Genomic DNA, 1,190 nt, shown 5'->3' with positions numbered 1-1,190 from the left:
TACTTCTCAATACGGGCATCGTTTTTAGTTTATTAGCATGGGCTAGCACAATTTTTAAACCCGCCTTACAGCGTGCGATCTTGGGCCTCAGTTTTATTGCCTTACGCTCTGTCGAGAAGAAGTTTTGCGATCATTTGTACGAAACCATGTTCGCGGTTTTGCGAGACAGACTAACAATCGTCGTCACCTTGGCACACTTATCAGCGTTCTCTTACGCCGTATTCTTAGGTTATTAAACTAGATAGGAAAATGACTATGAAGATTTCATACGAAGAGCTCGGACAATTAGAGCCCATTGAAAAAGTGATCATTCAATCAGTTGATTTGTCGCTTTATAGGGTGATGATTGAGCATCAAGGAGAGACTTATTACTTGGTCGATGGTAGTCAAATACAAACTTACCGAAGCCTTCAAGCCGCCAAAACAGCACTTAGCTTGCTGCGAATCATAAAGCTAGTGCTGCGGCACACGAGCGCCTATGACGAAATGATCGGACACCCTGAAAAGGGCTCTAACCTAATGGAGATTAAATTAGAGCACCTACACTTCGACACGCAGTCACGGGCTAATTAACAGTCTCTAAATAAACAAGGTGATAGCTATGATCAAATGCTTGCTCCCCGGATAACTTGTTCGTTGATTAGCCAAGGTTGCATACGCTCATCTTCCAATAGCTTCACTTTGAACAAGTTATAATCCACACTCTCCATTTCAATCACCGAAAATGAACTACGTGTGTGTGCCACCACTAGATGTCTCTTGGAATAGCGTTGTCATGTACGGAAAAACAGTAACTTCACCTTATTTTACCTCAAACTCTATATTTAAGGGGTAGCCGTCGTCATTGGCGGAGGTTGATCGCCAACGAGACGCCATCTTAAATTTCATCGCACCAACTTCGTAGCGCCCTGGAGGCAAATCATTAATCGCAATATATGCATCAGAACTATTTGAGAACCATACATCGAAATTAATATCACTCGTTTCACCCAGAGATCGAACATCAAACTTCCACGTTCGACTCCAAGATTCCATTGAGGAGTTTTCATGTGATTTGGGGATAACTAGCAGCGTGCTATTTTGATCATACGGTGCAATTTGAATACTGCTACACGCAGACAGAGAGAGGATGAAAAATACAAAAACCAAACAGCGATACATCTTGGATTTTCCCGATCATTATAATTTTT

Annotated in this window: 4 protein-coding genes; 2 read left to right on the top strand and 2 right to left on the bottom strand. The window is 41.9% G+C overall.

The features are described 5' to 3' along the window. Positions 1-236 (top strand): hypothetical protein (locus tag A3739_RS30605; protein ID WP_231876965.1); only part of this gene is annotated, 236 nt, incomplete at its 5' end. A 19-nt stretch (positions 237-255) separates the two neighbouring features. Beyond that, on the top strand, positions 256-573 hold the full coding sequence (locus tag A3739_RS00655) for a DUF6482 family protein (protein WP_068477599.1): 318 nt from the start codon (positions 256-258) through the stop codon (positions 571-573). Between the two features lie 32 nt (positions 574-605). On the opposite strand, the gene A3739_RS28520 is transcribed toward A3739_RS00655, so the two are convergent. Together A3739_RS28520 and A3739_RS00650 are read right to left on the bottom strand one after the other, a co-directional pair. Continuing rightward, a complete protein-coding gene (locus A3739_RS28520; RefSeq protein WP_156502206.1) occupies positions 606-749 on the bottom strand; it encodes a hypothetical protein in 144 nt (47 codons plus the stop codon). A 52-nt stretch (positions 750-801) separates the two neighbouring features. Then, a complete protein-coding gene (locus tag A3739_RS00650; RefSeq protein ID WP_068477972.1) occupies positions 802-1,161 on the bottom strand; it encodes a hypothetical protein in 360 nt (119 codons plus the stop codon). Positions 1,162-1,190 lie beyond the last annotated feature (29 nt).

It is taken from the genome of Oleiphilus sp. HI0067 (assembly GCF_001635735.1).
The sequence above is the reverse complement of the archived record's forward strand: the minus strand, read 5'-3'. Positions and strand labels throughout refer to the sequence as shown.

Bases quoted from the DNA above. Each gene is read 5' to 3' on its own strand.
- A3739_RS00655 (WP_068477599.1), top strand. From the start codon at position 256: ATGAAGATTTCATACGAAGAGCTCGGACAATTAGAGCCCATTGAAAAA.
- A3739_RS00650 (WP_068477972.1), bottom strand. From the start codon at position 1,161: ATGTATCGCTGTTTGGTTTTTGTATTTTTCATCCTCTCTCTGTCTGCG.